Here is a 24,273-nt window from a genome sequence, read left to right as displayed (position 1 = left end):
GGAACAGGACGGACAATGGGTCTGAATCTGTTGCTGGTGTTCATCCCGGTCGCGCTGGCGTTGGACTGGTACGAGGCCAACCCCATTGCCGTCTTTTGTGCCTCCGCGCTCGCCATCGTCCCGCTGGCCGGATTGATGGGGCAGGCGACGGAGCAGCTGTCGATTTATGTCGGAGCCACCATCGGCGGATTGATGAGCGCCTCCCTCGGGAACGCGCCGGAACTCATTATCTCCGGCTTCGCCCTGAAGGAGGGACTGAGTGATGTCGTGAAGGCGTCCATCACCGGATCAATTCTCGGAAATTTGTTGTTCTCACTTGGCCTGTCGATGATCGTCGGAGGGTGGGGGCGTGTCCGCCAAAAGTTCAATAAGACGGTTGCAGGCGTGAACGGAGGACTGCTGTTCGTGGCAGCAATCGGCCTGCTCATCCCGGCACTCTTTCATTTTGCCACCGGGAAGGAGCGTGAAGTGAGCACGGAAATCTCGCTCGTCCTCTTTCTCGCCTACATCGCGAGTTTGGTGTTCACGCTCAAAACCCATCGGCAGCTCATCGAAACCGAGCCGGGTGCGTTCGGACCGACCACAACACAAGTCGAAGAGGAGGAAGGCCGTTGGGGCAAGGGCAAGACCATCGCCGTTCTCGCGGGAGTCACGGTGCTGATTGCCATCATGAGTGAAATACTGGTCGGGGCGATCGAACCAGCCTCCGCCGCAATTGGATTCACTCCGATCTTTGCAGGCGTGATTTTCCTGGCCCTCATCGGCAATGCCGCAGAAGCGATGAATGCCGTGCGATTTGCCAGGAACGACCAGATGGATTTGGCGTTTGGAATTGCGGTCGGCGCAAGCACGCAGGTGGCGTTGTTCGTCGCGCCGGCTCTCGTGTTCTTCGGCTACGTGGTCGGACAACCCATGAACCTCCATTTCACGTACTTTGAAATTATCGCGATCGCCCTCACCGTCGCCGTCGTCAGTCGCCTCACAGCCGACGGCGAGTGCCATTGGATGGAGGGCGTCATGTTGGTGTCCATTTACCTGATGTTCGGCATCGGATTTTTCTTTTTACCGGCCTGAGGCATAGGGAGATAAACCGGGACGGTTTAGCGGAGGTGATGAGGGGTTCGGCTCATTGCTGATGCGGGGAGCAAGCCCGGCCTACCGGATTGCTGCAGCCCGTCGCGGAGAGGCTGAGTGGGTGCTCACAACAATAAGGCGAGCCCGATGGCTCCGTAGACCAACCATTTCATCAATTCGTTCTTCTCCTCCACGGACTCTATTCGCCTGAGGAGATCGCCTTGAGCCGCAGATGTTGTTCGGATGGAATGGGCAGAGGGAGCCGCGGTGTTCTCAGGATTGGCCGCGATTGAAGCGGGCCTCGCTGCTTGAGGGGTCTTGGTGGCGGAGACTCGGCCGGCGGACCGGAACTTCGTCTCCGCAGAAGGCTCGTCGCCTTGGCCCGCGGTAGAAGCCGGCGCGATTGCGTCGAGCGGATTGTCTCGGATTGTTCTGCGTTTGGCCATGTGCTCCCTTTACTTTCGTGACGGTACACGACCGTTCATGCAAGACTGGTTGTTGATGCAATGAATCGATTCTCCTGGCTCCTGACATCGCTGGCCAACTTCTGATAGTCGGCCGAGCCGGAACAGAAGGGGTCATAGGCGGTAATGGGTTGGCCGAATGAGGGACATTCCGCAAGACGAACATTCTCCCGGATCGTCGTTTCATACACGAGGGGGCCGAAACGGATGCGCAGTTGCTCGACCACGTCCTGCGCATGACGGGTGCGCGCATCGACTCGGCAGGCGACGATGCCTGCAAATCGGATGGTGGAGTTCAGCCTTACCTTGATTATGTCGACGGCTTGCATCAGCCGAGCAAGTCCACCAAGCCCCATGACATGGCACTCCACGGGCACCAGTACTTCCTCGGCTGCCACTAATGCATTGGTCGCCAGAATGCCCAGCGTGGGAGGACAATCGATCAGGATGTAGTGCCACGGCCCTTCCAGCGTTGCAAGACTCCGCCGCAATGCCGTTTCCGCTCCGATTTCTGCGGCTAGGGCTTTTTCGGCTCCGACCAATGCCGGCGAGGAGGGGATCACGTCAACCCCCTCTGCAGTCGTTGGTTGAACCAGCCTCTCGATGGCAAGTCCGTCGGTCAAGACATCGAGCAATCCTCGCCCCCCGTCCTTGATGCCGAGCCAGTTGGAAGCGGAGGCTTGCGGATCGAGGTCCAGAACGAGCACTCGGCGATCCTGCTTTCCTAGGGCCGCGGCCAGATTCACGGCTGTCGTGGTTTTGCCGCTCCCGCCCTTTTGATTGATTACGGCAATGACTCGTCTCATGCTGCGCCCTCTCGGTGCGGCATTGTATCCGATTCAGAGTTGGCGAAGAAACTGAATTTGGCGAGTATCGAGTCTGTGGATCAGTGCATGGTTCCCGAATGAATCCGCGTAGGATTGCATCCGAAGTCTTCAGTAGGCTACTATTCTACCGTCTCATTCGTCAGCATTGATTGAATCCAATCCGATAGAGCTGGCAAGGAGGTATCTCATGGAAGCGATCATCACCGGAGTGGTCGGAGTCGTCGCTGGTGCAGTCATCGCCCAGGCTGTTCCGAAATTAGTTGAAGGCCCCGCCTCGCTTCTCCGTAGCCTCGCGCGCGAGGTGATCAAGGGCGGATTGGTGATTCAGGATTCCGCCGCGTCGTTATTCTCCGAAAGCGGGAACGTCCTCAGCGATCTGGTACAAGAGGCGAGGGCGGAACTAAAATCAACCTCGACTGCGGCGTCGGTGCCGGCGAAAACCGGGGCACATAAATAGAGAGCCGGCAGGAGTGTAGGACCGCCAACCGCATGGTCGAAAACCATAGTTTGACCGCTGGCGGCAAGCACCTACACCTGAGGGTGTGAAAAGATAAGGGGTGTTCTGGGGAAAGCCAACGGCCCTGAAGGCATGCCGGCGCTGTGGAACCGGTGCAGGGGGGAGACCCCGTGTCCGGTCATCGGCATGAAGCGCATGCAGAGGAGAAACACCGATGACGGATTTTCTTTCAGGCATAGGATCGGCATTGCGTCCCTTGGCCAAGGAACTGATCAAGGGAGGGATGTATCTGTTCGATTCGGTCTCCGAAGCGGCCTCCGAAGCAGGAGAGCAGTTCAAAGATCTTGTCGCTGAAGCCAAGGCCGATCTGGCCAAACAGAACGGTGAGCCCCAACCAAAAGAGCCTGACGTCGAGGACGACGAATCAGCACCGTGACGGTCAAAAATCGCGTCATCGTGGCCGGCGATGTCGAGAATGTACGCTGAGAGGGAACCACATGCGGCCTGGCATCGCCGCTTGGGGGGAATCTCTGTTGCCGAGGAAGACTGGTACCCAGCACAGGACGGACCGGGCAGTGAGGGAAGGAGAACTGATTCATGGCGGTCGAACAGACGACGGTGGCTGTGATCCATACGTCACCAGGGCGTGTGCGGCTCCGCGTGGATCGACTCAAGAGGAATCGCCAATACGCGCAACACATCGAACAGAGCCTCCAGTCCATCCCCTCCGTGCGAGAAGTATCACTCAGTCCGAGTATCGGCAGTCTCGTCGTTCAGTTTGATTCGCCCACTACCTTGTCTGCGGGTGTCTGGCGATCCATGGCTTCGGCGTTGGGCGTCGCGCCGCAGACGTTCGGCGGTCTGACAGTCAACTCCCTCACTGCTCGGCCGCAGGACGACAAGCAGGCCCCTCAATGTGATTCTTCCCCTCACGAGACCGGCCCCGGTTCTGTCGGTGGCATCGGAACACTGGCCGATACGAGTATCGTGCACAGTCTTCAAGACCGAGTGCGCTTGCGGGTCCCCGCGCTCAAGACTTCCTCCGACCTGTCTCAAGGGATGGAGCGGATCCTCCATGATCAACCCGGGGTCACCGAAGTGAGCGTGAGCGAATGGTCCGCGAGCGTCACCGTCTCGTACGATCCCTCGCTCTGGACGTCCGAGCGTCTCTGTGCGTGGCTACGGGGGTTGGGCGTAGAGCAAGTCTCCGCGTATCAGTCCACCGGAACGAGATCGGGTCGAGCGGCTGCTGAAGGGGAAACCTCCGGTAATGAACTGTGGTATTCCAGCGCCGGGATCGGCCTCGCACTGTTGCTGGAACCCCTGGCGGCTCCGTTGCTCCCGGTCTTACTCGTGGCTAGCGCATTGCCGATGCTGAAACGGGCTCATCGCTCGCTGTCGGAAGACGGCAAGCTGAACGTGGATGTGCTCGATGCTTCGGCCACCTCCTTACTCGTCGTGCAAGCCAACTTCCCCATGGCTCTTTTCATGGTCTGGCTGATCAACGTCGCCGACTGGATACGAGACCTGACGATGATGCGTTCCAAGAAGGCGATCGAGGAGATCCTGGGCTATCAGAACATCGAAGCCTGGGTGGTGCGGGACGGTCAAAAAATACGTGTCAACGTGACGGAGGTTCGGCTCGGCGAGACAGTGGTTGTCTATCCGGGTGAGCGCATTGCCGTGGATGGCACGGTGCTCAGCGGCAAAGCCCTGGTGGACCAGGCCGCTCTTACCGGTGAATCGGTCCCGGTTGAGAAGGAAGAGGGTAGCCTCGTGTACGCCGCGACGGTCGTTCGAGAAGGAAAGCTGTATATTTGCGCCGAGCGCATCGGAAACGAAACCGAGGCGGGCCAGATTCTACGTCTCGTCGAGGCTGCGCCGGCTCGCGAAACCAAAATACAGAATTACGCCGTCAAGTGGGCGAATGATCTTGTGCCCTACAGCTTCCTGGGCGGCGCGTTCGCCGCAGCCGGCGGCGGCGGGATCCCCGGTGCGGCCGCGGTGCTGATCGTCGATTACGGAACCGGGATTCGAATCGCCGCACCGACAACGGTGCTGTCCGCCATGACGAAGGCGATCCGGAACGGTATTCTGATCAAAGGAGGGCGGCACCTCGAAACTCTGGCAGAAGTCGATGCGGTCGTCTTCGACAAGACCGGCACGCTCACCACAGGGCATCCGGATGTCATCGAGGTGGTGCCGTTTGAATCCTGGACCTCCGACGAGGTCTTGGCTTTGGCCGCCTCGGCAGAGCTGCGCCTGACACATCCCGTGGCCGACGCCGTTGTTCGGGCGGCTGAGACGAGACGTCTGACGATTCCTGAGCGCACGGCTTCGGAGTATACCTTGGGCCTCGGAGTCGAGGCCCTTGTCAACGGCGCAGTCATCCTTGTCGGCAGTCCTCGGTTCATGACGCAACGCGGCGTGACCTTCTCATCGGACGCGGGAGAGCGCATCGCGGATCTGCAGCGACGTGCGGTCTCGCCGCTCTGTGTCGCGCGGGACGGATCGATCATCGGTCTCCTCGCGATCTCTGATCCCTTGCGACCGGAAGCGCAAGAGGTCGTCCAGGCGCTGCGCGAACGCGGCATCAAGCACATCGTCATGCTGACGGGTGATCACAAAGATGTCGCGCGGCAGGTTGCCGAAGAGATCGGCATCACGGAATACGAGGCGGAGGTGTTCCCGGGCGAAAAGTCCAAAACGGTCGAGCGCCTCCAATCACAGGGTTACAAGGTGGCCGTGGTCGGGGATGGGATCAACGATTCCCCGATGCTGGCATATGCCGATGTGGGCATCGCGGTCGAAGGCGGGACGGAGGCGGCCAGGGAAACGGCTCCGGTGGTCCTCTTGCATGGTGGTCTTTGGAAGGTTCCGCTCGCGATCGACATCGGACGAGAAACCGTGTCGTTGATCCAGCAAAACTGGAAAATTATCTCCATTCCCAACACAATCGCCCTCGGCCTGGCCGTCATCGGCCTACTCGGACCGATCGGAGCCACCTTGCTCAGCAACGGCTCGGCGATCATCGCGACGATGAACGGCCTCCGTCCAATCATGGAACAGCGGCCCGTCAAGGTCATCTGCACGGCGCGTGAAACCGTAAGGCCCTTACCCGCTCCTGTGGATGAGAAGGTGATCCTCGCCGGATGATCAGGTCATACAAATGGCCATCGAGGATTTGAGCGCATCCGATGTGCCGGCTGACAGGGAGAGCAATCACTCCCTCGCGCCTGAGTCTGACACACCTTTGGCCGCCACTCGTGTCATCCATTCTCTTCCAGGTCGTATCCGGCTCCGCGTACCGGCGCTCAAGGCCTACTCTCAGCTGGGGAAGGGCCTTCAAGCGTTGCTCTCAGGTCAAACCGGCGTCATTGAGGTCGCGGTCAACACGGGATGCAACAGCGTGACGGTGGTGTACGAACCGACGTTGTGGAACTCGCAGTCGCTGCGCAGGTTCCTTGAAAGTCGTACTCACGAAGATCTCGAGCGAAGCGCCTCGGCTACCTCGGCTGACGACGCGCATGCAGCCGGCTCGTCGTCAAGGGACTGGCTGCAACCGTGGCGATTCCTGAAGACCTACGACAGTTCTGATTCCAATGGCGCGGTTCAGACAGGCGAACAGGCCAAATCTGGCTATTGGACGGCGGGATATGTGAGCATGATTGTGGGAGCCATTCTGGTACCGGTGCCCCTGGTTCCAGGTATCCCGTTCCTGATCTTGGGAAGTTACTTTTTTGCCAAGGCCGGCATCTCGAAAGCAGGAGACGGGTCTGGAGCTAGCGCGCAGGTTCCTAAAACGAAAGCGGAGAATTCTGTTTGCAAGGTGCCGTGACCGTCGAGGCTGACGACTGCTTGTGAAAACCCTGCACCTGTTTCTGAAACGCTCGCACACACATGAACGCCTCTGCGCCGTTTCGGATGGCGTGTATGCGATCGCCCTCACCCTGCTCGTGTTGGATCTCAAAGTTCCGGAAGTTCCAGGGATCACCGATTCCGAGCTGACGCAGGACTTGGTCCAGCAAGTTCCCAACTTTGTCGCCTACACCGTCGGATTTCTTCTGATCGCCCGCTTCTGGGTCAATCATCACCGGATCTTCCAGTCGGCGGTCCTGTGTGACGAATGGGCTCTGGGGTTGAACCTTGTCCATCTGTTCTTTATTTCGCTGACGCCCTACGCGGCTTCCTTGATCGGCCATTATGAGGGCGATCGCATCGCCGCGATCATCTTTTCTTCCAATCTTGGATTGTCGTCATTGTCGCTGACCGTGCTCGGACATTACGTGCTGGCAAGAGAAGAATGGCGAAACAAGGAATCGGACGGAACCTGGGCTGAAATCCCTTGGTGGACAGCCTATACAGGTCCTGGAGTCGCGCTAGGGAGTATTGTTCTGTCCTTCCTGAGCATTGAGGTCGCGCTCCTTTTCTGGCTCGTCCTCCCGTTGCGAGACCTCATCCTATTAACCCGCCTGTCTCGATCCCAAGATCGCCGCACTCATCAAGAAATTTAATCGGGTGAGTTCTTGAGCTCATTTCTCGCTCACTCCACCTGTAAGACTATTTTGAATTATTGACGCATTGTCGTTGGGAAATCCCACGAGGCAGGGGGATGGACGGTACAAACGCAATGCTACTCAGGCTTGCTCCTCCGTCGTTGATCCGGATCCCGGCTTACCATTCTTCTGAGCCAGATCAGCTTTGGCCTCGGCCACAAAATCCTGGAACCGCCCACCGACCTCCAATTAGTCGGTAATCACTAAATAGAGGCCTCCTCCAAGAACCTGAACGCAATGAATCCGATCTTTCTCAAGCTCTCCCCTCATTATTGCGTAGGCCAATTTACAAGCCCATTGAATTTCAGTTAGAGTAGCCGTCAGAAACGGTCTCTTAATGGTTCTCTTATGGAGGCGGACATGCAAGAGAGCACAACTGACACGATTGAAACAAGATCGGTTTCATGGACCGACTCTGCTGCCGAAATTGGCAAGGGGGCGTCTCAGGCTATGGAAGGAGCCTGGGAAGCGGTGGGTCAAGGAACCCGGCAACTGTTTCACGCTTTTCCGGGCAAAGGAGTAATCCCCGGTTTCGCCGTGGGTCTCGGGGCCGCCATGCTGGTCGGCGTCGCCGAATTGGCGACAGCCTGCTTCGCGGCCTATGTCAGCTACCGAGTTTTTGGATATGGAGAATCGTTGAGCGAGGCGATTGAGAACACCATCAAGCTCGAGGAAGGCAAGCTCACGAAAGAAGATTTAGACAAGCCTCTTCCCGAGTAATCGTCAAGGTTCCGCAAGGCCCGTCAAGGGCCGAGATCCTGGCTTGTGATGAGAGAGTCCTATACCCCGTTATCACGTACCACCCGGTAGGCTTTCCTGTTTTCCGTTTACCACCACACAGGCCGTCCACGGCCACACAAAGTGTCGGCCGTCAGGGCCATGGATCTGAATCCCGGTGAACACGCCATAATCGCTTCGCGCGGGATCGACAGTCAGCCGAATCATCCGCTCGAGCTCTTCAAGGATGACCGTATGGGCGATTCTGGTCAGCGATGGTAGATTCGGGACGTCGCCGTACCGGAGCTTGCGCAGCAGATGTTGTTTGAGAACGCTTTGCTCCAGGTCATCAGGATCGAGCGCCAATTCGAGAGACCCTGTCTCAAGTTCGTGTTGAAAGGCCACCAAAGCCCCGCAGGCGTGGGAGGGCTTCTGGCGACCGGGACGAAAATAGATCCCGAACTTTCCCTGAGCATCGATCGCGATGTGAGGCAAAGCGTAATAGACATATCGCTCTCGGCCATGTTCAATCGGAGCATGCTGCTGAGCGGCCAAGAACCCGGTCTTCCCCAGAGTCAGCATTCCGCCGAGGCTGGAAAACATGAATATCTCTCCCCACGTTTTCTCTACCTCTTCTGCCAGGGAGAAGGCGACCTCGTCGCGACAGACGCTGGCAAACGCGATCGTATTTTCCGCCCGAAATCCGTGCCTGTTCAGTTGCTCAGACGAGTGGGCGACGAAGCGGTCCTGTGGCACAGCCCCAGGAAACTCACGGTCCATAGATGATTCCCAACTCATTTTGCTCGTTGAATCACGCGACACTGACTTGTGGCAATCGACGGTTTCCCGCACGGTAGCCTAAATCGCAATGAGATTCCACATGCTTGAACGGCCAGTCCCTATTTAAGTCACCCGATAAATCACGGTTGTGCCACAGGCCTGGAAAACAGGCGTCGCCCACATGGCACTCACGCGGCGATGATCCAGGCGCTTGCGTCACTGTCCGAATAAGTAGTACGCTCGTCCTACTATTTCCTAGATTCCCGCTCATTCCAAAGTATGGCCAAGCGATATGAGGTTCATGCGTTGCTTCTGATTCTTCTTCTTACGCTCTCCAGCTGCCATCCCGATCGCCCGATCCCACAACCGGTGATGACTCCCGCCGTTTCGCCCGAAGAACCAGCCTCACTGGCCTCGTCCGGCAGGCCGGTACAATAGAGCCGTTTTCCTGTTTCGATCCCGCCTGTGACAACCACGCGTAACTCAGCCGATTTGCCTCGCAATCCCCAGCAAAACCCTGTGGCTGTGGATATTGAAGTCTAGGGCCGAATGTCACCGGCGCCGGCCGCTGTCGCGCAGTCCCTTGTATGACGACGGTGGCTAGAAATGTGTAAAACATACAGGATCGCTCGATTCGACCACTACAAATAGTGGCACGTCTCAGATGACACCTATGCCCAAAAAATAGGCAATTTGATCGATGAGGCGTCCAGCGCACACTCCGCTCACCTCTCGCGGCCACTTGTACACAGAATTATCCACAGAAGATGGGGACTGAGCGTTTTCATGCCGGATCTTCTGATGTGCGGGGCTCATTATAATCTGCCGTTTTCCCGTTCATCTGCTCCTTCTTGACAGGGTCGAATAGAGGGCCTAGCCTGCCACAACCGAATCATCGCCTCAACGAGAGCGAGGCGATGCCACAGAAGAAAGGAGGGCCATGCGACTGCGTATGTTTCTATTCGCGTTGATGATCGTTCCCGTCGCCGCCCAGGCCGGCGGTGGAACTGCACCGGACGTCCCGACTCTGACGGTCAACGGTACCGGCATCGTGACCGTCCAGCCCGATACGGCCTTCGTCACATTGGGCATGGAGACGGCCGCCAAGTCCTTGTCCGAGGCCCAGCGTCTGAACGGCGCAGTGATGCAGAAGGTGATGGACCGGCTGCAGCAGTTGAAGATCGACAAGGATCGCATTCAAACCTCGTCGTTCAACGTCACGCCACAGTACCGGCCTCCGAGCAAGCATCCTGTGGACGCGCCGGCGCCGGCCCCGGAGATCGTCGGCTATACGGTGAGTAACCGTGTCACGGTCGAGATCCGCGACCTGCAGAAAGTCGCGGCGGTGATAGAAGAAACCTCGGCCGCAGGCGCCAACCTCTTTCAAGGATTGCATTGGGGCTTGCGCGACGAGCAGCCGGCGCGCCTGCAGGCGCTCAAGGTCGCGGCAGGAAAGGCCCGCGAAAAAGCCGCGACCTTAAGCGACGCGTTAAATCTCAAACTCGTGCGCTTCATGCACGTGACCGAAGGGATTCAGTTCATCCGTCCGGCACCCTATGCAGGACGCGCGATGATGGCGGCGGATAGCGGAGGCGGAGACATCCCCCTTGCGTCCGGGGAAATGAAAGTCGAAGCGACGGTCACGCTGAGCTACGAAATCAGCAAGGACTAGCCGTGGCACTCGACAATCCATCGAATAGGTCGAAGAGGAGGAGTCGTGACGCGCGGATGACACATCGAGTGGCGACAAAATGAGACGGGGAGCAGGCGTCGTCGTGCAACAGCATGATGACGAGGGAAGAAATGCCTGGCGCGTTTCTTGTATCTTGTCTATCGCGAACCTCATTTTGTTAGAGTGAGCATATTGAGGACCGCCCTGCGTAGCCACACGATGAAACCCCTATCCATCCTTGCTTCAACATGCTGTTCCGCCTTGCTTCTGTGGTCGGTCGTTGCCGCCGCCGATTCGAGCCGCACGATGACGATCGACGGAGAGCTCGTGCCGCTCGGCCCCGAGGCATTGGGGACGAGTGCCGGTGTAATCGGCAGTGCGGGGCGACCGATGCCTGACCAGGGGACGACGTCGTCCTCCGTCTTTCGAGACATTCCGTCGATCAGCGGTCGCTATTCGATCGGCGGTCAAACGTTGTTGCCGTACGTCGGTGCGGGGTTCGGGAGCGGGTACGCCACCGATCTGGATCGTTCTTTACAGCGGTCTCCGGCAGCCGGTTCCGATCAGGGATTACACGGTCATTTCGGTCAAAGCGTGGCGCCCAACGAATTCCAGATGGGGATCCGCATCCCCTTCTAATCTCCTGCTGAATTCCTGCCTCCCTCCTCCGCGCTGAATCTGGTTCGTATACCCAACAGTCCGTGATTGGGGTCAACCACCTCGTGCTCCGCTCGTTCCATTTGTGATAGGCTCCGCACCGGTCATGAGGGAGCAGGGAACCATGCAGTACGTTCAGCTCGGCCGCTCGGGCGTCAAGGTCAGTCGTCTCTGCCTCGGCACGATGAATTTTGGGCCCCAGGCGAGCGAGGCGGACAGTTTTGCCATGATGGACCGCGCGCTCGAACTCGGCATTAATTTTTTCGATACGGCGAATGTCTACGGATGGAAAACAGGAGAGGGCTGGACGGAGCAGATCGTCGGACGCTGGCTGGCGCAGGGAGGCCGGCGCGATCAGATCGTCTTGGCGACGAAAGTCTACGGCCGCATGGGCGACCGACCGAACCAATCCAGGCTATCGGCGCTCCATATCAAGCGAGCCTGCGAGGCCAGCCTGCGCCGGCTCCAGACGGACTGCATCGACCTGTATCAGATGCATCACATCGATCGGGACACTCCGTGGGATGAAATCTGGCAGGCCATGGAACAGCTCGTCAAGGAAGGCAAGGTGCTCTATGTCGGCAGCAGCAACTTCGCCGGTTGGCATCTCGCCCAGGCACAAGAGCTGGCCCGTAGTCGCCATTTTTTCGGTCTCGTCTCCGAGCAGAGTCTGTACAACCTGACCGAGCGGACGATCGAACTGGAAGTGATCCCGGCTTGCGAAGTCTATGGGATCGGCCTGCTTCCCTGGAGCCCCCTCGCGCGCGGGATGTTGGCGGGGGCCCTCGAGCCGGCGACGACGGGCCGACGCGCCGACCCGGAGATCCAAAAGGACATCGACTCCCATCGTCCCAAGCTCGAAGCCTACGACTCATTGTGCAGACAACTCGGCGAACGTCCCGCCGATGTGGCGCTGGCCTGGCTGCTGCATCAAGAGGTCGTCACCGCCCCGATCATCGGCCCGCGCACGATGGATCAGTTGAACGAGAGCATGCGGGCGCTGACGCTCACCTTGAGCCGGGAGACGTTGGAGCGGCTTGACAAGATCTTCCCCGGCCCCGGCGGTCCCGCGCCGGAAGCGTACGCCTGGTGACGATCGATCGGCTGGTCCCGCTGGCCGCAGCTCGCGGTCGGCGACCTGCCGGTATCAGGTCTTGACGCCGCACACAGCCGCCACATGTGCGCAAACGTCGATCAGCGCGGAGCGAAGATGAGAAAGTACTGTTTCGAGAGGAAGGTATGCTCCCCCGCAAGGTCGTATCCGGCGGCGGCCATCTCCTCCACGACTGCATGGCGTGGAACCAGATGTCGTTTGCTGAAGCCGAGATCCCCTGATCGCTCGTCGTGAAAGAAATCGACGATCGCGATCCGACCTCCCCGCCTGAGGGCGGATTTGGTGTTGCGGAAGTAGACGGATCGGTTTTCCAGATGGTGGTAGGTGTTGCAAACAAAGATCAGATCGACCGATTCGTCGGGGAGCTTCGGGTTGTCGGGACGCGCGAGGAGGAATTCCACTGTGTAGGGCCGGCGCATCTGGACGAGGCTCTCCTCCACATACTTGAGGGCCTCCGGCTCGATATCAATCGCATAAACCTTACCCGCCTCGGTGACGGCTTCGACGAACCGGCGGGTAAAATAGCCGGACCCGGACCCCAGATCGGCCACGGCCATGCCCGGCTTCAGGTCCAACGTCTCAACGACCTGCGCCGGCTTCTGATCCTGATCCCGCTCCGGCCGGTCGAGTCGATCGAGATACTCCAACACGCCCGAGGTCGACTGCCGGCCATGAGGCGGCTCCGCCGTCGCCGGCACCCACGACAGCACGATGCCGAGAACCAGAGCCTGGCCGGCCGCTGCCGCGAGCGACGGCCCGGACTTCAGCGGGGTGTTGACGGAGATCCTCATCGCTTGCCGATCGTCTCCTTCAACAAGGCTTTCCATTCGTCTCGATTGACCGCCGGCATCGTCGTGATCTGAATGTGTCCCATTGAGGCGTTCAACACCGCCGCTTTCATGGCCGTCTTGTTATCGGGAAAGTCCCAGACGGCCACGACGTCGTATTCCCCCAGACAATAGTACGCTTGCACGAGTTTCCCGCCGAGACCCTGCGCGTGCTTTCTGACCATTTCAGCCCGCTCGATACCCTTGTCCCTCATGGTTTGGAGCCCGTGCTGGGTGAATTTTACGAGACTGACGTACGTAGGCATGACGTCCTCCTTGGCTAAGGGTGGGCGAACGGACGACCCCGACCACGGAATTTTAGGCCTCCTTCGCACGCCGGACAAGAGGGAGATACAACCGACATTAGTTTGCTTGACTCACCTGTGACCGAAGCCTATCGTGCTGGGGTGGGAGGAGTGAACGCCCCGGGGGAATATGGTTCAAAAGGGGGTCGAGCGCTGAGGGTGGTGTGCAGGCCCAGCTTGTACTGGGAAGCCTAAAATCCTCCCAAGACCTCCGCCGTACCTGCTGACTCTCGGTAGGTGCGTGCTCCTCCCACCCTAAACCAGCCGCTGAAAAGGCTCGCCGGCTTCGTTCGCGTGTCGCTTCCGGGTTCGACGTACAGAAGAAGAGTACGCCTCGCCCGTGCATCCACCGCCTCAGCTCCATTCAAAAATGGGAAATGGACGACGGGAGAAGGCGCGGCAATTTGCCTCTCATTGTGTTTTGTGGTACCACAACACAGCGCAATTAATCTTGAGAGGGTGAATGCCGAAACAGACAGCGTCCGCTCCGGTTGTCGGATCCGCTCCCTCCGCGTCGCGATCTCCTGAAGCAGCCGTCCAGAAAAACGCCTCCTCCACGAAACCCGTGCAGCAGGTGACCGCGGTCGAGATGGGCGCGCGCCAGCGGGAGATCTCCGTCTCGGAATTCTTTACCAAGAACCGCCATCTGCTCGGCTTCGACAGTCCAAGAAAATCCCTGCTGACCTGCGTGAAGGAAGCCGTCGACAACGCGCTCGACGCGAGCGAAGAAGCCGGCATCCTGCCGGACGTCACCGTTCGCCTGGAAGTCGTGCCGACGAACGGCGCGACACCGCCCGCGAGCCAGGCGACCCGGTTCCGCATCACCGTGACCGACAACGGTCCGGGCATCGTCCGCCAGCAGATTCCCCGCATCTTCGCGAAGCTGCTCTACGGCTCCAAATTTCACCGCATGCGCATGAGCCGCGGCCAGCAGGGGATCGGCATTTCCGCCGCCGGCATGTACGGCCAGCTCACCACCGGCAAACCGGTGAAAATCATCTCCCGCACAGGCCCCCGCGCCGCCGCGCATTTTTTCGAAGTCCAGATCGACACCAAGAAGAATGAGCCGCTCGTCCATGAGAACAAGCAGATCGATTGGCACCAGTCCCAGGGCACCGAGGTCGCGCTCGAAGTCGAGGGGAAGTACCAGAAGGGCCGGGCGTCGGTGGACGAATGGCTGGAACAGACCTCAATCGCCAATCCACACGTCAAGCTGATCTACCACACGCCGGAAGGGGAGACGAAGGAGTATCCGCGGACGTACCACGAGCTGCCGCCGTCACCGCGAGAGATCAAGCCGCACCCCTACGGCATCGAGTTCGGCATGTTCTTGAAGATGCTGCAGGATACCAAGAGCCACGGGGTCGCGGGATTTCTGAGCAGCGACTTCTGCCGGGTCTCTCCGCAGCTCGCCGAGGACATCTGCAAAGCCGCCAAGGTCTCGCCCCATCTGACGCCGCGCGGTCTGAAGGGTCCAGCGGCCGAAACCCTGTATCGGACCATTCAAGAGACGAAGATCATGGCGCCGCCGACAAATTGCATCTCGCCGATCGGCGAGAAGGCGATCTTGTCCGGCCTCTACAAGCAAATCAAGGGCGAGTTCTACACGGCGGTGAGCCGGCCCCCCGCCGTCTACCGCGGCAATCCCTTTCTCATTGAGGCGGGCTTGGCCTATGGCACCAGGCCGGCGGATCAACAGAAACCGCAAGCGCCCGCCATGCCGAAAGCGGAAGGGGAGCATGAGGAAGAAGATTCGGAACTCGCCCGGGTCATCCGCTACGCGAACCGCGTCCCGCTGCTCTACCAACAGTCCGCCTGTTCGACGTTCAAAGCGGTGCTCAGCACGACGTGGAAGAATTACGGCGTCTCCCAGTCACGCGGCGCCCTGCCGGGCGGGCCGATGGTGATCTTCGTCCACATGGCCTCGGTGTGGGTGCCCTTCACCAGCGAATCGAAGGAAGCCATAGCCGACTACGACGAGATCCAGAAGGAAATCACCCTGGCCCTCCGGGAATGCGGCAGGCGCCTGGGCCTGTTCCTGCGCCGGCGCGAACGGGCGGCGAGCGAATATCGACGCCGAAATATCTTCGAACTCTATATCGAGGAAGTCGTCGAGGCCTGCGACCGCCTGAAAGGCGGCACGCTGCCGAAAGCAAAATTGAAAGCCCAACTGCAAAAGATCGCCACGTCCCGCACCGGGGGCCTCAAAACCGACGAAGCCCTGGGCAAGACGGGCGGCGGTCCGGAGGGTCTCCCGCATTCGATCATCGTCACGGCGGAGGGCGTCGAAGGGGACGTGGCGGTGGCATCGCAAATCGAGACCGACTCCGTTGCGGTCCCCGTTGAGCCGAATCTGCTCGGCGATGTACCGTCGTCGGCAACACCGGCGCCGGCACGGGCGACCAAGACGAAGCAGCCCAAGACCGGAGCCGATGGGCCGAGGAGGCAGCCTGCTCCGCAAATGCCGCTGTTCGACAAGCCGACGCCTTCCAAGAGATCAACGAAGCCGGCTCATTCCAGATCACGAGGAAAGAAATAATTCATGGCCGCCCACAGCAAGCAGAAGACGACTGCGGTCGAACGGAAACTGATCGGGCTCGCCGACGTCGTGGTCGGCGCCGCGGAGCGCTCGAAAGATCCGACCTTCTCCATCCCCATCCGCGCGCTCTCCAACGTCTCGTTCAACCAGCGCAAGGGCTTGATCGAGATGGGCGACAAGAAGCAGGCGCGCTCGTTCTTCAACGTCGGTATGGCGAAGAAGTTCATGCAGACCGTGCTCGTGGCGGACGCCCTGGCGGAACTGCAGCGGGCGGACCTGACCACGTCGCTCAGAGAGATCTACTACCGGACGAAGCACACGATCAAAGACTCGCATGAAAATACGTTCGACACGCAGGACGAGTCGGACCCGGTCATCGAGGATCTGGAAGTGTCCCTCGCCGCCCTGCGTGAAGAGCTGCACGTGCGGGCGGAGAACAGCGGGAGCATCGTGGGCCCCGTCGTCTTCGGCGACGACGGAGATCGCGTCGATTGCTCCAAGCTGGGAAAAGGCGGGTACTCGGTACCCTCGATTGTAGAGCCGGAGTATCTGGAGATCCGCCGGTGCACGGCTGATTTCGTGCTGCTGGTCGAGAAGGGCACCCAGTGGAACCGTCTGTCGGAGGACAAGTTCTGGCGTCGTTATAATTGTGTCTTGCTGACCGGGAACGGCCAACCGCCTCGCGGCGTCCGGAGACTGGCGAGACGGCTCCATGAGGAATACAAACTACCGGTCTATGTCCTGGTCGATAACGACCCCTGGGGGTACTACATCTATTCCGTCGTCAAGCAGGGGTCCATCAACCTGGCGTTCGAGAGCCAGCGGATGGCGATCCCTAAAGCAAAGTTCATGGGATTGTCGAGTGCTGATCCCGAGCACTATGAATTACCAAGAAATGTCGGCATCAAGCTGAATGAGAAAGATATCGCCAGGGCCAAGGAGCTCATGAACTATCAATGGTTCCAGAAACCGGCCTGGCAGGTGGAAATCAAACGGATGCTCACGAGCGGGTTGAAGTACGAGCTCGACGCCCTGGCGAATAAAGACTTCCAGTATCTCACCAAGAAGTATCTCCCCCGCAAGCTCAAGGAAAAGGACTGGCTCGACTGAGGGCCTGATCTGATCGGCCGGTACGGCCTCCCAATCGCGACCCGACCGGACCCGTGACGGCGCTGCGCCTTGAACCTTCTTTTCGCCGGATGTTAAGATTCGCCCGCGATGCCGAACATCACCTTGCTCGTATCACCCAGTTGCGGCGCCTGTCCCTCGGCCAAGAGCCTGTGGAAACAGCTGCGCGTAAAGTACAGCTTTTCCTATCGTGAAGTGGACATCACCACGCCGGACGGCCAGGAGCTGGCCGGTCGTCACGCAGTGCGGGCGGTCCCGGCCACCATCATTGACGGCCGCTTGACGTTCGTCGGCGTACCCAGCAGAGAGAGCGCGGAAAAGGCCCTGCAGCTCAAAATGCGTCCGCGGGAAGGGTGAGGATCACCGCCCCTCCGGAAGTTGGATCCATGGTGGATGAAGACGATTTCGAGTTACCCATCCTGCCCACGCTCGACAAGGGTCCGCCGCCTGATTGTCCGATCTGCGGAGATCCCATGTCCTTTATCGACGGGGATTGGGCCTGCGTCGACTGTAACGGCGAGCTGCTCGGGCCGGAAACCGGCTGACCGCGGCTCTCACGCCACGAACGCGGCAGGGCCGGCGCTTCAATGGCTCGAGATGCTTCCATTCCCTCATGCTGAAGGTCGTCACCGGTTCGTTTCACCCGCATCTTGAATCCACGTTTGTCGAGCACCTTCAACAGGCCAAGGCCGCCGATCCGTTCGCGCCGGTTGCCGTGCTCGTGCCCTCGACACCCTTGCTCGATCGGCTTCGGCGTGTGCTCTCCCTGGAACGACGGCTTTCACTCCTGAATGTTCATTTTTTCACCTTCCATCAACTGGCGCTGCGGCTCGCCGACGAGGTGATCAGTAGAGGCGACACCGTTCCACCGCTGGTCGTCGACGATCTGTTCTTCGAGCAGTTGGTGCGGCACCTTGTCAGGAGCCGGCTCTCCGGACTGACCGCATTGCAGCAGATCGGCCATTCGTCCGGAACGTGGGCTGCCCTCTGGTCCTCGATCCGTGACCTGAAAGACGCAGGGGTCGATCCGACCGACGCGCAACGCGGGGTCGGCGAAGGCTGCTTCGACGAGGACGACCGGGATTGGCTCCAGGCCCTGTTCACCCTCTACCGCGCCGTGAAGGAAGTCGGACGGACGCTCGAGGTCGGGACCCCGGACGATCTCGCAGAGTCGCTGCTCCCGTTCGTGCCGGCCTCTCCATTCCTCGGCTCGCTCCGCCAGGTCTTCTATTACGGCTTCTACGACCTGACACAAATCCAACTGTCGCTGTTCGAAAAGGTGACCGCCGCCGCGCCGGCTACGCTGTTCTTTCCCCTCGAGGAGGACCGTTCGTTCACCTTCGCGCGGCGGTTCTTCGAACGGCACATCCAACGACTGGTGACGACTCCCGTCGCCCTCACTGAGATCCGCGGCTCCGGCCGGCGCGACCCTGCTTCTCCCGCCCTGTCGGTCCGCAGCGTGATCGGCCTCGAGCAGGAGCTGGCCGTGACCTGCCGCACGATCCTCGAGCTGGTCGAGACGAACGGGTACCGGTTCGACGAGATCGGCGTCGTGGCCAGAACCCTTGATCCCTACCGTCCCCAACTGCAATCCGTCTTCGATCGCCACCGTGTTCCCTTCACCGCGACGGTGGGGCGCCCGCTCATTCAGGAGCCCTTGTGCAAGGCGCTGATCGAATTGGCTACGTTGCCGACGAACGACTTCTACCGCGCCACCATGCTCGATCTGGTGACATCGCCGCTGTTCGTCACCACCGCGAATCAAGACCGTTCGTCCTCCTATCGTCCGGAACTGTGGAAACTCCTCGTCCCGGCCCTGCAGATCACGAGGGGACGAGAGGAATGGGCAAGATTGGAACAGGCTGGTCGGTCGCCGGTTGAACCGGACGGAGAGGATGAAGAGAACGGCCTGCCCCTGCCGCCGGATATCCCGCCGGACGTGATCGGACATTTGTGGCGGGTCGTGGCTCCGCTCCTCGACGCCTGCGCGGCGCTGCCGCAGCGAGGGACCGTCGCTCAGCTGCTCGACGCCTTCCGGCCGCTGGCCATGGGGCACTTGCGTCGTCCGGAGGACGGGTCAGACGGCGATCTGGATTCCGGAGCGGTTCGCCTCCAGGCGGCCTGGGAAGGCATCGAGTGCGCGTGGGCTTCGCTCGGCGAGTTGGAACCGATTGCCGACACACTGACCTGGGTCGAATTTGTGGAGTTGCTCACACACGCGCTCGGACGGGTCACGATAGCGCCGGATCAGCCGGCGCCGACGGGCGTGATGGTGCTCGACGCCATGGCCGCCCGCGGTCTTCCGTTCAAGGCGCTGTTCATCCTCGGTCTCAACGACAAAGTGTTTCCCCGCTATATCCGGGAAGACGCCTTTCTCCGAGATCGGCATCGTCGCGTGCTGGACGCCACGCTCGGATTCAAGATCGATGAAAAACTGGCCGGATACGACGAAGAGTCGCTCCTGTTCGCCCTGCTCTGCCGGGCGGCCGGCTCCCGGCTGTACCTGTCGTTCCAGCGGGCCGACGAGGCCGGCCGTGCGCTGGCTCCTTCTCTCTACCTCTGGGACATCGCTCGTCTCTCAGGCCTTGAACCGCAGACGATGGAGATCCTCCCCCGGCGTCTGACCGATCTGATCGCGCAGAAACCCGCGATGCGGCATATGCTCCCGCCCACCGACCTGGCGCAGTGGATGGCCTTGAACGGAGAGGACCCGGCCGAACTCCTGCAATCCGTCCAAGGCGACGCGGACCTGTTTCGTCATGCAACCGAAGCGCTGGAACACCTCGAGGACGACCGGGCTCCCTTGACGCAGTACGACGGGGTGACCGGCCCGTTGGAATCCCACTGGCTTCGGTCCGTACAGCGTGGGCTGGCCCCGACACCGCTTGAACGGTACGCACGTTGTCCATTTCAATATTTCGCGGTGGATGTCTTGAAGCTCGAACCGGTTCGACTCCCGGTTGCGCAGGAACCGGATGCGCTGCTGCTCGGCACCCTGTGCCACGGCGCGCTCCGCCGTGGGTACGAATCTCTCCTGGCCGCCGGTTGGCCGCTGAACGAACTTCCGAGCGACGCCATCCACCGGTCTATTGTCGCCGCGGTCGAAGAGGCGGCGGCCGACTGCGCCTCGCGTCATCGCACGGGTCACTATCTGTTGTGGGAATTGGCAAAAGCCGCAATGGTCGACCTGATCGCGGCGGCGGTCGAGTTGGATTCGCGCGCACTGACGGACGAAGGATTCGCTCCCGTCGCCTTTGAAGTGGAGGCGGAGGGGACTCTCCAGTCTGAGCGCGGCGACGGCGTCGCTCCCATAAAAATCCACGGCCGCGTAGACCGGATCGACCGGCACAATACATCCGGCGCGTTGCGGATCATCGACTACAAATTCAAGAGCAGCAGCGTGATGAAAGCGGATGACCGGCATCTCCTCCAATCCGCCGTCCGTGGGTCTCGGCTCCAACCTCCGCTTTACACAGGACTGGATTTTCCGGGCGGAGGGAAGGCGCGAGAGGTCCGATTCTTTTTTCTGGCTCCCAAATGGTCAACGCCGATCGCGACGCGCAGCTTCGATGAGCGCGCCTGGTCGTCGGAGGCCGGCGCGCTGATTCGCCGGACCCTCACCCAGTTGGTCGACGGCATAAAGAACGGCCGGTACTTCATCCTGCCGGGGGGCTACTGCACGCCTTGTCCGTATCGGGTGCTCTGCCGACGCGAACATGCGCCCACCTGGTGGCGCGCGCACCGAGCGCCTGAACCGAAGCAACTCGCGGCGCTTCGCACGATTCGGGTGAACGATGCCCAGTGACACCATGATTCCGGATCGACAGGCGCGGGAATCAGCGGAAACCACCTTCGACCGCAACGTCGTCGTGGTGGCAGGGGCGGGCACCGGGAAGACGACGTTGCTGGTGAATCGCCTGATTCACCTCCTGATGAAGGAGCCTGATCCGATCGCCATGACACAGATGGTCGCCCTGACCTTCACGAACAAAGCGGCCACGGAGATGAAGGTGCGTCTGCGGGAGCGATTGACGGCTCTGGCTCGTCCCGAGATCGGGAGTCATCGAGCGAGCGACGGAGGCGCCGTCTCGATCCGTCAGCTGCAAGTCCGCTATTGTCTCGACGAGCGTGAGATCGTCACGCGGGCCGAAGCGGCGTTACAGGACTTGGAAAAGGCCCAAATCGGCACCTTGCACAGCTTTGCGGCTCACCTGCTCCGGCTGCATCCGTTGGAAAGCGGTGTGGACCCGGCCTTTCAGGAAGACGACGGCCAGCGGTTTGACGAACACTTTACGGAAGCCTGGGATCTGTGGATCGATCAGGAACTGGGTCGGAAGGGCGCTCATCATGAGGACTGGCGGATGATTCTGGCGGCGGCCGATCTCGAGTCGCTCCGAAATTTGGCTCGCTCGCTGTCAAGCGAATTGATCGACGTGGACGCGGTCGAGGCGCAACTGAGCGCCCCTTGGCTCAATCCGATACTCATCGACCGGCTTCGTCAACTCGCCTCCCGAGCACTCGTGCTCCTGGAGGCTCATGATCGTCCGAAGCGACGCAAGATCGAGCAGATGCTCGCCGCCGCCGGATCGTTCCTGACTCGATTGGCGGGACAGGGAGCCGGGGCCGTGCAAACATTGCAACCGGACGTACGGGATTGTCTGAGCAAAGAAGTCGGCAGCGCGGTCGCCGGATGGGGAAAACCCGATTTCGCTGAAGCGGCATCGATCATCAAAACTTCCCAGCAATTCCTCAATGTTGACCATCAATACTTCATCACATTGTTGCATATTATTGCGCCGCTGATCCGGTCGATCCGCGCATCGTTTTCAGCCAACGGCTGGCTCTCGTTCGACGGCCTGCTCGCGCGGGCCCGACGGCTCCTCTGGAACCATCGTGCGGTGCGCGAACGGGTGAAGCGCGACTACCGCGCCGTGCTTGTCGACGAATTTCAAGACACCGATCCGGTGCAGTACGACATCATCCTAGCCGTCTCTGAACAGGCGGGGCACCATGCGATCGATTGGCGCGACATCGCGCTCGAGCCGGGCAAGCTCTTCATCGTCGGGGACCCGAAGCAGTCGATCTACGCCTTCCGCCGTGCCGACATCGAGGCCTTCGACCGAGTGGTCGAGAAGATCGAGACCGATGGAGGTCTGCTCAGCACGCTTACGACGAATTTCCGCAGCGACGCGGCGGTTCTGAGTCCGGTCAATGACGTCTTCGACCGTCTCTTCGAACGTCGCCCGCTCATTCAACCCGCCAACGTTCGGTTGGAGGCACACCCGCAACGCTCGCCGACTCTTGTGGATCCCGGAGTCCGTTTCCGAATAGTGGCCCCCAATGAAGAGAACGACGCCTTCGATGCGGAGGAAGCAGCCAGGGCGGAGGGAGAAGCCTTGGCCCGCTGGCTCAAGGACGAGCTCTTGAGTCATCCTCACATGAAGGCAGGGCATGTGGCGCTGCTGTTTCGTCGGCTCACCCAGGCCGACGCCTATCTCGACGCCTTGCGCCGGCACGGCATCCCCTACGTCATCGAAGGAGAGAAACACTTTTACCGCCGTCAGGAAGTGATCGACCTGGTCAATGTGCTGCGCGTGCTGGACCATCCGTACGACCGTCCGGCGCTCGCGGGAGTACTGCGATCGCCGCTCGGCGGCTGCACCGATTCGGACCTCTACGCGATGCACAGTGCGGGACTGCTCGAGGGTTTGAACGAGGCCGGACTGCAGGCCTGGTCCCATCCGCGCTCGGCACCGGTGCGGCTTTTGTATCGCCGGTTGGTCCGGCTCCGTCGGGACGCGGCAACGGTCTCATTGGCCGAGGTGATCCAATTAGTGTTCGACCGTCTGCCTCTGCTCGAACTGGCAGCCGCCTCACTCCACGGGGAACAGGCCGTGGCGAATCTGCTCAAGGTAAAACAGACGGCCGCGTCCCTGTCCGATCGACCGCATTTGACGTTCAGCTCGTTCGTAGATCTCATGGTGGCGCGATTGGAGGATCAGCCGGACGAAGCGGAAAGTCCTTTGGCTGAGGAGAATTCCGATGCGATCCAGATCCTGACGATCCATAAGGCCAAGGGGCTTGAGTTCCCCGTTGTGCTCCTGCCGGGGCTACACCAGGGAAGCGGTCGCGAGCGGTCGAAACCGATGGTGGTCTACGATTGGTCGAGTGGGGCTTATGGACTGTCGCTCGGGGAACATGGCACATTCGGATCCGTGCTGATCCGCGAGAAAGTCTCGGCGCGTGAGGAAGCGGAACGGCGCCGCGTCCTCTATGTCGGCATGACCAGAGCCAAGGATCTACTGGTGCTCTCGGGGAGCGTGACGGAGCGATCCGCCGGCGAGAATGTCTTGGACCTGCTCCAAGAAATCGGCGAAGGAGAGCTGGGCGGCGCCGCGACCCGACACGTGAAGATCGGCACGAGCGAGATTCCTCATCGCGTGGTTCACGCGCCCGACCGACTATGGCCGAAGCGGTCCCTGGCGAGGAGGTCAGAGCCGTCTCTCGTCGATCCGCAGGCCGTCGCCGGACTGTGGGACGGGCGGGCGGCTCGATGGATGAACGCGCGCGGACTCCATTGGCATGTGACCCCAACGGAATTGAGCAGTCGGCAGAGCGTCGCAGAGGGTCGTCCCGTTTCCAACGGCCAGGGGCGCCGGCTCGCTCGTCTGGTTGGGGTCCTGGCCCACCGGATTCTGGAACGCTGGGACTTCAACGAACCGGTCGACCGGATGCTGGATCACATCGGTCCGGCGTTGCGGACAATCTCGAGACCGGACGAACAGGCGTTGATCCCGGAGCTGACCGAGTCGCTCCGTGAGCTGCTCGCGAGGTTCGGCAAATCGGAACCCTATGAGCGGCTCCGCTCTGGAACCATCTTGGGCCGCGAAGTGCCGTTCGTGATGCCTTGGGAGGACAGACAGGTGATGGAAGGAGTTATCGACATCATCTACCGACTTGACGGACGGATCTGGCTCGCGGACTATAAAACAGACCGTATCGAGCGGGAGGAAGCGGTTGACCGCGCCCGGCAATATACCCATCAGGCATCGGTCTATCGCGCTGCGGCGGAACGTGGCCTGGGACAACCGATCGCCGGCTTCCAATTCATTTTCCTTCGGACGGGGATTGCCGTGGAACTCAACGGATAACAGGA

The 24,273-nt window shown here is 60.4% G+C and carries 21 protein-coding genes; 16 read left to right on the top strand and 5 right to left on the bottom strand.

What is annotated here, in order from left to right; genetic code table 11:
- Positions 1 to 15 precede the first annotated feature (15 nt).
- A complete protein-coding gene (cax, locus tag P0111_09390; GenBank protein ID MDF0644233.1) occupies positions 16 to 1,074 on the top strand; it encodes a calcium/proton exchanger in 1,059 nt (352 codons plus the stop codon).
- A 125-nt stretch (positions 1,075 to 1,199) separates the two neighbouring features.
- Here cax and P0111_09385 read toward each other — a convergent pair whose 3' ends face one another.
- Positions 1,200 to 1,520: a hypothetical protein gene (locus P0111_09385; GenBank protein MDF0644232.1), complete on the bottom strand. Its 321-nt coding sequence runs from the start codon at positions 1,518 to 1,520 to the stop codon at positions 1,200 to 1,202.
- A 35-nt stretch (positions 1,521 to 1,555) separates the two neighbouring features.
- The gene (locus P0111_09380) at positions 1,556 to 2,344 is read right to left on the bottom strand and encodes a ParA family protein (protein ID MDF0644231.1); all 789 of its coding nucleotides are present in this window, start codon (positions 2,342 to 2,344) and stop codon (positions 1,556 to 1,558) included.
- 208 nt (positions 2,345 to 2,552) lie between these two features.
- Between P0111_09380 and P0111_09375 the strand changes: the two genes are divergently transcribed.
- The 6 genes from P0111_09375 to P0111_09350 all read left to right on the top strand — a co-directional run bounded on the left by P0111_09375 (position 2,553) and on the right by P0111_09350 (position 8,098).
- A complete protein-coding gene (locus P0111_09375) occupies positions 2,553 to 2,822 on the top strand; it encodes a hypothetical protein (protein ID MDF0644230.1) in 270 nt (89 codons plus the stop codon).
- A 214-nt stretch (positions 2,823 to 3,036) separates the two neighbouring features.
- On the top strand, positions 3,037 to 3,258 hold the full coding sequence (locus P0111_09370) for a DUF5132 domain-containing protein (protein MDF0644229.1): 222 nt from the start codon (positions 3,037 to 3,039) through the stop codon (positions 3,256 to 3,258).
- A 161-nt stretch (positions 3,259 to 3,419) separates the two neighbouring features.
- Positions 3,420 to 5,978, top strand: a complete 2,559-nt coding sequence (locus tag P0111_09365) for a heavy metal translocating P-type ATPase (GenBank protein ID MDF0644228.1) — start codon at positions 3,420 to 3,422, stop codon at positions 5,976 to 5,978.
- A 13-nt stretch (positions 5,979 to 5,991) separates the two neighbouring features.
- Positions 5,992 to 6,660, top strand: coding sequence for a hypothetical protein (locus tag P0111_09360; GenBank protein MDF0644227.1), 669 nt, complete (start codon positions 5,992 to 5,994; stop codon positions 6,658 to 6,660).
- A gap of 22 nt (positions 6,661 to 6,682) precedes the next feature.
- Complete coding sequence (locus tag P0111_09355; GenBank protein ID MDF0644226.1) at positions 6,683 to 7,336, top strand: TMEM175 family protein; 654 nt, start codon at positions 6,683 to 6,685, stop codon at positions 7,334 to 7,336.
- 402 nt (positions 7,337 to 7,738) lie between these two features.
- Complete coding sequence (locus P0111_09350; GenBank protein MDF0644225.1) at positions 7,739 to 8,098, top strand: hypothetical protein; 360 nt, start codon at positions 7,739 to 7,741, stop codon at positions 8,096 to 8,098.
- Between the two features lie 72 nt (positions 8,099 to 8,170).
- On the opposite strand, the gene P0111_09345 is transcribed toward P0111_09350, so the two are convergent.
- The gene (locus tag P0111_09345) at positions 8,171 to 8,875 is read right to left on the bottom strand and encodes a hypothetical protein (GenBank protein MDF0644224.1); all 705 of its coding nucleotides are present in this window, start codon (positions 8,873 to 8,875) and stop codon (positions 8,171 to 8,173) included.
- 940 nt (positions 8,876 to 9,815) lie between these two features.
- Here P0111_09345 and P0111_09340 point away from each other — a divergent pair.
- From P0111_09340 to P0111_09330, 3 genes are all read left to right on the top strand, one after another.
- Positions 9,816 to 10,547: an SIMPL domain-containing protein gene (locus tag P0111_09340; protein ID MDF0644223.1), complete on the top strand. Its 732-nt coding sequence runs from the start codon at positions 9,816 to 9,818 to the stop codon at positions 10,545 to 10,547.
- 306 nt (positions 10,548 to 10,853) lie between these two features.
- On the top strand, positions 10,854 to 11,186 hold the full coding sequence (locus P0111_09335) for a hypothetical protein (GenBank protein MDF0644222.1): 333 nt from the start codon (positions 10,854 to 10,856) through the stop codon (positions 11,184 to 11,186).
- Between the two features lie 142 nt (positions 11,187 to 11,328).
- Positions 11,329 to 12,297 carry an aldo/keto reductase gene (locus P0111_09330; GenBank protein ID MDF0644221.1) on the top strand — a complete coding sequence of 323 codons (969 nt, stop codon included), beginning with the start codon at positions 11,329 to 11,331 and terminating at the stop codon, positions 12,295 to 12,297.
- A 101-nt stretch (positions 12,298 to 12,398) separates the two neighbouring features.
- Here P0111_09330 and P0111_09325 read toward each other — a convergent pair whose 3' ends face one another.
- Together P0111_09325 and P0111_09320 are read right to left on the bottom strand one after the other, a co-directional pair.
- Positions 12,399 to 13,109: a class I SAM-dependent methyltransferase gene (locus P0111_09325; protein MDF0644220.1), complete on the bottom strand. Its 711-nt coding sequence runs from the start codon at positions 13,107 to 13,109 to the stop codon at positions 12,399 to 12,401.
- Positions 13,106 to 13,411 (bottom strand): GYD domain-containing protein, encoded by a 306-nt coding sequence (locus tag P0111_09320; protein MDF0644219.1) that lies wholly within the window; start codon positions 13,409 to 13,411, stop codon positions 13,106 to 13,108. Before P0111_09320 ends, P0111_09325 begins: the two co-directional genes overlap by 4 nt.
- A gap of 502 nt (positions 13,412 to 13,913) precedes the next feature.
- Between P0111_09320 and P0111_09315 the strand changes: the two genes are divergently transcribed.
- The 6 genes from P0111_09315 to P0111_09290 all read left to right on the top strand — a co-directional run bounded on the left by P0111_09315 (position 13,914) and on the right by P0111_09290 (position 24,268).
- Positions 13,914 to 15,989, top strand: a complete 2,076-nt coding sequence (locus P0111_09315) for a DNA topoisomerase VI subunit B (protein MDF0644218.1) — start codon at positions 13,914 to 13,916, stop codon at positions 15,987 to 15,989.
- 3 nt (positions 15,990 to 15,992) lie between these two features.
- Positions 15,993 to 17,099, top strand: coding sequence for a DNA topoisomerase IV subunit A (locus tag P0111_09310; protein ID MDF0644217.1), 1,107 nt, complete (start codon positions 15,993 to 15,995; stop codon positions 17,097 to 17,099).
- A gap of 108 nt (positions 17,100 to 17,207) precedes the next feature.
- The gene (locus P0111_09305) at positions 17,208 to 17,474 is read left to right on the top strand and encodes a thioredoxin family protein (protein MDF0644216.1); all 267 of its coding nucleotides are present in this window, start codon (positions 17,208 to 17,210) and stop codon (positions 17,472 to 17,474) included.
- 29 nt (positions 17,475 to 17,503) lie between these two features.
- Positions 17,504 to 17,662 carry a hypothetical protein gene (locus P0111_09300; GenBank protein ID MDF0644215.1) on the top strand — a complete coding sequence of 53 codons (159 nt, stop codon included), beginning with the start codon at positions 17,504 to 17,506 and terminating at the stop codon, positions 17,660 to 17,662.
- Between the two features lie 68 nt (positions 17,663 to 17,730).
- Entirely contained in the window at positions 17,731 to 20,922 is a 3,192-nt protein-coding gene (locus P0111_09295; protein MDF0644214.1) for an exodeoxyribonuclease V subunit gamma, read from the top strand.
- Positions 20,912 to 24,268 carry a UvrD-helicase domain-containing protein gene (locus tag P0111_09290; GenBank protein ID MDF0644213.1) on the top strand — a complete coding sequence of 1,119 codons (3,357 nt, stop codon included), beginning with the start codon at positions 20,912 to 20,914 and terminating at the stop codon, positions 24,266 to 24,268. The genes P0111_09295 and P0111_09290 overlap by 11 nt, the downstream gene beginning before the upstream one ends.
- Positions 24,269 to 24,273 lie beyond the last annotated feature (5 nt).

Origin of the sequence: Nitrospira sp. (genome assembly GCA_029194535.1) — a bacterium.
In the GTDB taxonomy this organism is placed as follows: Bacteria; Nitrospirota; Nitrospiria; order Nitrospirales; family Nitrospiraceae; genus Nitrospira_C.
This window is presented reverse-complemented; position numbering and strand designations above follow the sequence as displayed.

What these genes read in the sequence shown, in the direction of transcription:
- P0111_09325 (MDF0644220.1), bottom strand. Translation starts at nt 13,109, where the DNA reads ATGAGGATCTCCGTCAACACCCCGCTGAAGTCCGGGCCGTCGCTCGCG.
- P0111_09330 (MDF0644221.1), top strand. Translation starts at nt 11,329, where the DNA reads ATGCAGTACGTTCAGCTCGGCCGCTCGGGCGTCAAGGTCAGTCGTCTC.
- P0111_09300 (MDF0644215.1), top strand. Translation starts at nt 17,504, where the DNA reads ATGGTGGATGAAGACGATTTCGAGTTACCCATCCTGCCCACGCTCGAC.
- P0111_09335 (MDF0644222.1), top strand. Translation starts at nt 10,854, where the DNA reads ATGACGATCGACGGAGAGCTCGTGCCGCTCGGCCCCGAGGCATTGGGG.
- P0111_09365 (MDF0644228.1), top strand. Translation starts at nt 3,420, where the DNA reads ATGGCGGTCGAACAGACGACGGTGGCTGTGATCCATACGTCACCAGGG.
- P0111_09320 (MDF0644219.1), bottom strand. Translation starts at nt 13,411, where the DNA reads ATGCCTACGTACGTCAGTCTCGTAAAATTCACCCAGCACGGGCTCCAA.
- P0111_09360 (MDF0644227.1), top strand. Translation starts at nt 5,992, where the DNA reads ATGGCCATCGAGGATTTGAGCGCATCCGATGTGCCGGCTGACAGGGAG.
- P0111_09310 (MDF0644217.1), top strand. Translation starts at nt 15,993, where the DNA reads ATGGCCGCCCACAGCAAGCAGAAGACGACTGCGGTCGAACGGAAACTG.
- P0111_09295 (MDF0644214.1), top strand. Translation starts at nt 17,731, where the DNA reads ATGCTGAAGGTCGTCACCGGTTCGTTTCACCCGCATCTTGAATCCACG.
- P0111_09315 (MDF0644218.1), top strand. Translation starts at nt 13,914, where the DNA reads ATGCCGAAACAGACAGCGTCCGCTCCGGTTGTCGGATCCGCTCCCTCC.
- cax (MDF0644233.1), top strand. Translation starts at nt 16, where the DNA reads ATGGGTCTGAATCTGTTGCTGGTGTTCATCCCGGTCGCGCTGGCGTTG.
- P0111_09385 (MDF0644232.1), bottom strand. Translation starts at nt 1,520, where the DNA reads ATGGCCAAACGCAGAACAATCCGAGACAATCCGCTCGACGCAATCGCG.
- P0111_09350 (MDF0644225.1), top strand. Translation starts at nt 7,739, where the DNA reads ATGCAAGAGAGCACAACTGACACGATTGAAACAAGATCGGTTTCATGG.
- P0111_09375 (MDF0644230.1), top strand. Translation starts at nt 2,553, where the DNA reads ATGGAAGCGATCATCACCGGAGTGGTCGGAGTCGTCGCTGGTGCAGTC.
- P0111_09370 (MDF0644229.1), top strand. Translation starts at nt 3,037, where the DNA reads ATGACGGATTTTCTTTCAGGCATAGGATCGGCATTGCGTCCCTTGGCC.
- P0111_09290 (MDF0644213.1), top strand. Translation starts at nt 20,912, where the DNA reads ATGCCCAGTGACACCATGATTCCGGATCGACAGGCGCGGGAATCAGCG.
- P0111_09380 (MDF0644231.1), bottom strand. Translation starts at nt 2,344, where the DNA reads ATGAGACGAGTCATTGCCGTAATCAATCAAAAGGGCGGGAGCGGCAAA.
- P0111_09305 (MDF0644216.1), top strand. Translation starts at nt 17,208, where the DNA reads ATGCCGAACATCACCTTGCTCGTATCACCCAGTTGCGGCGCCTGTCCC.
- P0111_09340 (MDF0644223.1), top strand. Translation starts at nt 9,816, where the DNA reads ATGCGACTGCGTATGTTTCTATTCGCGTTGATGATCGTTCCCGTCGCC.
- P0111_09345 (MDF0644224.1), bottom strand. Translation starts at nt 8,875, where the DNA reads ATGGACCGTGAGTTTCCTGGGGCTGTGCCACAGGACCGCTTCGTCGCC.